The organism is Nonomuraea sp. NPDC049158 (assembly GCF_040648335.1).
Lineage (GTDB): Bacteria > Actinomycetota > Actinomycetes > Streptosporangiales > Streptosporangiaceae > Nonomuraea.
On sequence record NZ_JBEZDM010000082.1, the window covers coordinates 1 to 6674 of the forward strand.

Annotated in this window: 8 protein-coding genes and 1 tRNA gene; 2 read left to right on the forward strand and 7 right to left on the reverse strand. The window is 67.8% G+C overall.

All coding sequences use genetic code 11. The features are described 5' to 3' along the window. Positions 1–123 precede the first annotated feature (123 nt). Positions 124–333, forward strand: coding sequence for a hypothetical protein (locus AB0B61_RS57260; RefSeq protein ID WP_358450766.1), 210 nt, complete (start codon positions 124–126; stop codon positions 331–333). A 45-nt stretch (positions 334–378) separates the two neighbouring features. On the opposite strand, the gene AB0B61_RS57265 is transcribed toward AB0B61_RS57260, so the two are convergent. The 7 genes from AB0B61_RS57265 to AB0B61_RS57295 all read right to left on the reverse strand — a co-directional run bounded on the left by AB0B61_RS57265 (position 379) and on the right by AB0B61_RS57295 (position 3464). Continuing rightward, positions 379–453, reverse strand: a tRNA-Val gene (locus AB0B61_RS57265). Between the two features lie 17 nt (positions 454–470). Further along, positions 471–1412: an ROK family protein gene (locus AB0B61_RS57270; protein ID WP_358450778.1), complete on the reverse strand. Its 942-nt coding sequence runs from the start codon at positions 1410–1412 to the stop codon at positions 471–473. A 66-nt stretch (positions 1413–1478) separates the two neighbouring features. Continuing rightward, on the reverse strand, positions 1479–1805 hold the full coding sequence (locus AB0B61_RS57275) for a hypothetical protein (RefSeq protein WP_358450769.1): 327 nt from the start codon (positions 1803–1805) through the stop codon (positions 1479–1481). Between the two features lie 11 nt (positions 1806–1816). After that, a complete protein-coding gene (locus tag AB0B61_RS57280; protein ID WP_358450772.1) occupies positions 1817–2287 on the reverse strand; it encodes a peroxiredoxin in 471 nt (156 codons plus the stop codon). Positions 2288–2315: 28 nt separating this feature from the next. Beyond that, positions 2316–2744: a DUF3052 domain-containing protein gene (locus AB0B61_RS57285; RefSeq protein ID WP_357940384.1), complete on the reverse strand. Its 429-nt coding sequence runs from the start codon at positions 2742–2744 to the stop codon at positions 2316–2318. 120 nt (positions 2745–2864) lie between these two features. Then, on the reverse strand, positions 2865–3272 hold the full coding sequence (locus AB0B61_RS57290) for a secondary thiamine-phosphate synthase enzyme YjbQ (protein ID WP_357940382.1): 408 nt from the start codon (positions 3270–3272) through the stop codon (positions 2865–2867). Positions 3273–3281: 9 nt separating this feature from the next. Beyond that, positions 3282–3464 carry a DUF1918 domain-containing protein gene (locus AB0B61_RS57295; RefSeq protein ID WP_225289011.1) on the reverse strand — a complete coding sequence of 61 codons (183 nt, stop codon included), beginning with the start codon at positions 3462–3464 and terminating at the stop codon, positions 3282–3284. A gap of 390 nt (positions 3465–3854) precedes the next feature. Here AB0B61_RS57295 and aceE point away from each other — a divergent pair, with 390 nt between their 5' ends. Next, the gene (gene aceE, locus AB0B61_RS57300) at positions 3855–6602 is read left to right on the forward strand and encodes a pyruvate dehydrogenase (acetyl-transferring), homodimeric type (protein ID WP_358450775.1); all 2748 of its coding nucleotides are present in this window, start codon (positions 3855–3857) and stop codon (positions 6600–6602) included. The last annotated feature ends 72 nt before the right edge of the window (positions 6603–6674 follow it).

A 6674-nucleotide genomic window follows, 5' to 3' on the forward strand; every position in this document is an offset into this window, starting at 1 on the left:
CTCGCCGAACTTCGACGGTCGTGCCACCCGAAGGCTCCCCTCTATGGACAAGATCCATTGTCAGGGGTGTCTACGCCGCAGGGGGAACCTCAAGGAAGGTCGGCTTTCCTGGCTTGCACTTCCATGATCTACGGCACACCGGAAACACCATCGCCGCGTTCCGGCGCGAGCCTCAAGGACTTCATGCAGCGCATGGGACACGACTTGGTCCGGGCCGCGCTGATCTACCAGCACAGCACGGCCGAGGCTGACCGGAAGATCGCCGACGTAATGAACGACAAGATCACCAAAGACGCCAACGGATCTTCGGAAGAGAGCTACGGCGCAGGCTAATGGCACGAAGCCCCGTTTCCATGATCGGAAACGGGGCTTTTCCGCTGGTGGGCGGTACTGGTATCGAACCAGTGACCCCTCGCTTGTAAGGCGAGTGCTCTACCGCTGAGCTAACCGCCCCTGATCGGCACTACACCTTACGACACCAACGGCTCCGATCGCACATCCACCACCCACCCTGCCCCCAGCTCTTCCCGGCCGGCCGCGCGCCAGCCCAGCAAGGCCGCCCCCAGCATGCCGGCGTCGACGCCCAGAGCGGCCGGCAGGAGGGGTGGGGCGTCTCGGAAGGCGAGGCGTTTGACGAGGCGGGTGCGGACGGGGTCGAAGAGGGCGGGGCCCGCCTCGGCCAGGCCGCCGCCCAGGACGATCATGGAGGGGTCCAGGAGCAGGGTGTACGTGGCCAGGGCCAGTGAGAGGGCCTCTACCGCCTCGTCCCACACCTCTACGGCCAACGGGTCGTCCGAGGAGACGACCTGTTCGGCGCGGACGTCCTCGAGGCCGGAGCGGAGGCTGTAGCGCCGGCCGACCGAGGCCGCCGACGCGTACGTCTCCAGGCAGCCGAACTGGCCGCACGCGCACTCCTCGCCGTCCGGGAAGACCGGGATGTGGCCGATCTCGCCGCCCCAGCCGGAGGAGCCGCCGTACGGCTCGCCGTGGACGATCATGGCGCCGGCGATGCCCGTGCCGATGGGCAGGAAGAGGAAGTCGGGTACGCCGCGCCCCGCGCCGAGGACGCTTTCCGCCAGGCCGCCGGTACGTACGTCGTGACCCAGCATGACCGGCACGTCGAGTGCGGTGAAGTCGGAGGCCTGCACGTCACGCCAGCCGAGGTTGGCCGCGTAGACGGCCACGTCCTCGGACACCAGCCCCGGCACGGCCAGGCCGACGCCTGCCGGGATGCCGTCGCCGGAGGCGGCCAGGTGGCTGATGAACTCGCGGATGGCGGCCACGACGGCCTCCGGGCCCTCCGAGCGGGGAGTCGGGCAACGCTCGCTCAGCAGCACCGCGCCGGACTCGCTGACCAGGCCGCCCTTCATGGACGTGCCACCGACATCGAGCGCCACCACGAACGAACTCATTGCAGACACGCAGGAGACGATAGCGCAGCTCAGCGAATGTCCGGATAAAGGTGGGACGCTCCCAGCTCAGGCCCGGCCGAGTACCCGGTTCAGCGCCGCCTCGACCTCGGCCGAGAGGCCCGGCGGGGCGCCTGAGCCCGCCATCGCGTCCGACCCCACGAACGTCTCCGCCCGCGCCTGCCGCACGGCCCCGCAGGCCCTGCACTCCACCTCACCCAGCCGGCAGATCAGCGCCGTGGACCCGCACGTGCCGCACGCGTCGAGATCGAGGTCGTGCAGCAGTTGACAGTCCGGGCAGATGAGCACCTGCGTCTCGCGGCGTACCCCCCGCTTCCACGGGCTGGCGCCACGGACGGGGTCCGTCTGCCGGGCCCCGCAGCGGTAGCAGGGCATCGTTTCCTCCGTTAAGAAATGTCGGCGAGTGCCTTGACGTAATCGGCGACGTCACGTGCCTGGCTGGTCGGATTGACCACCGACCACCGGATCACGCCCCCGCCGTCGATGATGAAGGTCCCCCGCAGAGAAACCCCCTTCTCGTCATCGAACACACCGTACGCCCGCGCGACCTGTCCATGTGGCCAGAAATCGGAGAGCAACGGGAACGCGTAACCCTCCACGTCCGCCCAGGCGCGATGGGTGAACATGGAGTCGACCGAGACGGTGAGGAGCTCCGCGTCAGCCAGGGAATCCTGGACATCGCGCAGCGCCGACAGCTCCCGATGGCACACGCCGCTGAAGGCAAGCGGATAGAAGACCAGCACGACCTTCCTCCCCCGGAAGCTCGACAGCTTCACCGGAGTGCCGTGCTGGTCCCGCAGTTCGAAGTCTGGAGCAAGCGCGCCGACCTCGGCAGGACGTTCGTTCACACACGCCATCCTGCCGCATGGCAGGCGCTCAGACTCCCTAGCGTCGGCCCTTCGGTGAGGCCAGTCTGGTCCCTGACCAGTCAGGCGCGGCGGAGATGCTGCTGGTCTGCGAGAGACCCGCCGTAGTGGCATCCTCCCCGATGTCGCTCGGCTCCACGTGGCCGTCGCGCCCGGCCTTGGGAGTCAGCAGCCAGATCTGGCCGGCGTCGGCGAGTGATCGCATGGCGTTGGTGAGGACGTCGAAGAGATCGCCGTCGCCGTCGCGCCACCACAGCAGCACCACGTCGACTACGTCGTCAGTCTCCTCGTCCAGCAACTCGTTACCGGTCAGGTCCTCGATGGAGTCGCGAAGCTCGTCGTCGACGTCCTCGTCCCAACCGATCTCCTGCACCACCTGACCCGGCTTGAGGCCGAGCCGTTCGGCCAGGCCGCGCTCACTTTGCGCCTGACCCGCGGTCGCGCTCACGTTTATCCCTCCTGCTTGAGTGGCCCCGCAGCATATGCGGTTTATCGCTTCGGGACAGTCCACACGCTGTGACCCTTAGTCGTCAACGGTCGCCACGGGTACGGCCGTAGACGGGCCGCATCAATCCGACAAAAACGACAGGCGCACCTGACGTTGCGGGTTGTCGACATTAAGGTCGACGATTGCGATGGACTGCCAGGTGCCCAGTGCCAGACGCCCGCCAAGTACGGGGATGGTCGCGTACGGCGGGATGAGCGCGGGCATGACGTGTGACCTGCCATGACCGTGCGACCCGTGGGCGTGACGCCACCTGTCGTCGGCCGGGAGCAGATCGCGCAGGGCGGCGACGAGATCGTCATCACTGCCCGACCCCAGCTCGATCAGTGCCACCCCGGCCGTGGCGTGCGGTACGAAGACGTGCAGCAGCCCGTCCTCCCCCAGCGTCCGCACGAAGTCCGCGCAGTCCGAGGTGATGTCGTGCACCGTCTCCCGTGAACCCGTGGCCACGGAGATGATCTGAGATCTCACACACGAATTCTACTTAGGTACGACGACCGCATCAGGGCCGGGAAAAACCAACCCGGTGTGCCCGTCGTCGAACCGCACGATGTACGGGGGCCCACCGTCGGTTCCGTGGACCTCGATGATGATGCCACCGTGGTCCCGCTCGCCGACCGTGTTGCCGTGCACCAGCAGCCGGTCGCCTATCGTCGCGTTCATATCTCCAGACTCGTACGGAGAGCTCCGTTCGGAAAGAGGGACACACTCCTCCCTCCGTAGGGAGAGGGAGAATCCTGACCGAAACGTTACGCTGCCCGGATGCGGCGCTTCGAGCCGCAGGGCGGGCCGGGCGGTCGTCGCGGCCGAGCCGGCGGACCCTCACGCCACGCCCGGCGAAATTTCGTAGCTTTTCCGGTCTTGTTAAATTGACGGGCCAAGGTAACCTTGGCCGGGATTCGTCCTACCATCGGTGGTCTAGGCCACCAACTGTGACCCTGCCAGCAGGGACACACTGGTTACCGACCAGTAGAGATGCACTTTCTACGGTAAGCGACCAGGATGGAAGGCGACCCAGACCAGACATCAGTCATCCTCGGAAGGCGAGACCCAGTGGCTTCCGGACGCCAGCGATTTTCGATCATCAGCGACGGCCTACCCAGCCAACTGCCTGATGTCGACCCCAGTGAGACCAACGAGTGGCTCGAGTCCCTCGACAACGTCGTCAAGACGGAGGGCCGCAGCAGAGCTCGCTACTTGATGCTCCGCATGCTGGAGCGCGCCCGCGAGCACCAGGTCGGCGTGCCGGGCCTGCGCAGCACCGACTACATCAACACGATCCCGCCGGAGCGCGAGCCCTGGTTCCCCGGCGACGAGCACGTCGAGCGGCGGATCCGCGCGTACATCCGCTGGAACGCCGCGATCATGGTGTCCCGCGCCAACGCGCGCACCAACGTGGGCGGTCACATAGCCACCTACGCCTCGGCCGCGTCGCTCTACGAGGTGGGCTTCAACCACTTCTTCCGCGGCAAGGACCACGGCGAGTCGGGCGACCAGGTCTTCTTCCAGGGCCACGCCGCGCCGGGCATCTACGCCCGCGCCTACCTGGAGGGCCGCCTCAACGAGGCGCAGATGGACGCGTTCCGGCAGGAGCTGTCGCACGGCTTCCACGGCCTGCCCTCCTACCCGCACCCGCGGCTCATGCCCGATTTCTGGGAGTTCCCCACCGTCTCCATGGGCCTGGGGCCGATCGGGGCGATCTACCAGGCGCGGTTCAACCGCTACCTGCTCAACCGCCAGATCAAGGACACCAGCCGCAGCCACGTATGGGCGTTCCTGGGCGACGGCGAGATGGACGAGCCCGAGTCGCTCGGCGCGATCGGCCTGGCGGCCCGCGAGGAGCTCGACAACCTCACGTTCGTCATCAACTGCAACCTGCAGCGGCTCGACGGCCCGGTACGCGGCAACGGCAAGATCATCCAGGAGCTGGAGTCCTACTTCCGGGGCGCCGGCTGGAACGTCATCAAGGTCGTCTGGGGCCGCGACTGGGACCCGCTGCTGGCGGCCGACGTCGACGGCGTGCTGGTCAACCAGATGAACACCACGCCCGACGGCCAGTTCCAGACCTACTCCGTCGAGTCCGGCGGCTACATCCGCGACAACTTCTTCGGCGGCGACCCGCGCCTGCGCAAGATGGTCGAGCACATGTCCGACGACGACATCCGCAAGCTGTCGCGCGGCGGCCACGACTACCGCAAGGTCTACGCGGCGTTCAAGGCGGCCCGTGAGCACGTCGGCCAGCCGACGGTGATCCTGGCCCAGACCATCAAGGGCTGGACGCTCGGCAAGGACTTCGAGGCGCGCAACGCCACGCACCAGATGAAGAAGCTCACCAAGGCCGAGCTCAAGGAGTTCCGCGACCGGCTCTACCTGCCGATCCCCGACTCCGCGCTCGAGGGCGAGCTGCCCCCCTACTTCCACCCGGGCGAGAACGACCCCGAGATCGAGTACATGCGGGAGCGTCGCGCGGCCCTGGGCGGCGTGCTGCCCAAGCGCGTCATGCGCGCCAAACCGGTCAAGCTGCCCGCCGACAACGTCTACGAGCAGTTCGGCAAGGGTTCGGGCAAGCAGCAGGTGGCCACCACGATGGCCTTCGTCCGCCTGCTGAAGGACCTGATGCGCGACAAGGAGATCGGCCACCGGTTCGTGCCGATCATCCCCGACGAGGCTCGCACGTTCGGCCTCGACGCGATGTTCCCGACGGCGAAGATCTACTCCCCGCACGGCCAGACGTACGAGGCCGTCGACAGGGAGCTGCTGCTGTCGTACAAGGAGGCCGTCCAGGGCCAGATCCTGCACGAGGGCATCACCGAGTCGGGCTCCATGGCCTCGACGATCGCGGCGGGCACGGCCTACGCCACGCACGGCGAGCACATGATCCCGATCTACATCTTCTATTCGATGTTCGGCTGGCAGCGCACCGGCGACCAGATGTGGCAGATGGCCGACCAGATGGGCCGCGGCTTCCTGCTCGGCGCCACGGCCGGCCGCACCACGCTCAACGGCGAGGGCCTGCAGCACGAGGACGGCCACACACCGCTGATCGCCTCGACGAACCCGGGCGCGCTCTCCTACGACCCGTCGTGGGCGTTCGAGGTCGCGCACATCGTCAAGGACGGCCTGCGCCGGATGTACGGCGAGCAGCCGGAGAACATCTTCTACTACCTGACCATCTACAACGAGCCCTACACCCAGCCCCCGCAGCCCGCTGACCTCGACGTGCAGGGCCTGCTCAAGGGCCTCTACCGGTTCGCCGCGGGGCCGCAGACGCAGGGACCGAAGGCCAACATCCTGTCCTCGGGCGTGGCGGGGCCGTGGGCTGTGGAGGCCCAGCGGCTGCTGGCCGAGGACTGGGGCGTGTCGGCCGACGTGTGGTCGGCGACCTCCTGGACCGAGCTGCGCCGCGACGCGCTGGCCTGCGAGGAGCACAACCTGCTCAACCCCGAGGCCGAGCCGCGCGTGCCGTACGTCACCCAGGCCCTCTCCCAGGCCGCCGGCCCCTTCGTGGGCGTCAGCGACTACATGAAGGCCGTGCAGGACCAGATCGCGCAGTGGGTGCCGGGTGACTGGTCCTCGCTGGGCACCGACGGGTTCGGCCTGTCCGACACCCGCTCGGCGCTGCGCCGTCACTTCCACGTCGACGCCGCCTCGATCACGCTGGCCGTGCTGACCAGCCTGGTCAAGCGCGGCGAGCTCGACGGCGAGGTGCTGCGCGAGGCGATCGCCCGCTACCACCTCAAGAACGGCGTCACCGAGGCCGGTGGCGCGGAGAGCAACGACACCCAGTCGATGGGCGTCTGAGCCCGCCCGGCCGGTGAGCACGTCGCGCAGGAAGTCGGCCCGGTACTTGCTCTCGACGGCGTTGACCGCCTC

Excerpts from the sequence above, each read along its gene's own strand:
- AB0B61_RS57260 (WP_358450766.1), top strand. The coding sequence starts at position 124 with ATGATCTACGGCACACCGGAAACACCATCGCCGCGTTCCGGCGCGAGC.
- AB0B61_RS57270 (WP_358450778.1), bottom strand. The coding sequence starts at position 1,412 with ATGAGTTCGTTCGTGGTGGCGCTCGATGTCGGTGGCACGTCCATGAAG.
- AB0B61_RS57275 (WP_358450769.1), bottom strand. The coding sequence starts at position 1,805 with ATGCCCTGCTACCGCTGCGGGGCCCGGCAGACGGACCCCGTCCGTGGC.
- AB0B61_RS57280 (WP_358450772.1), bottom strand. The coding sequence starts at position 2,287 with ATGGCGTGTGTGAACGAACGTCCTGCCGAGGTCGGCGCGCTTGCTCCA.
- AB0B61_RS57295 (WP_225289011.1), bottom strand. The coding sequence starts at position 3,464 with ATGAACGCGACGATAGGCGACCGGCTGCTGGTGCACGGCAACACGGTC.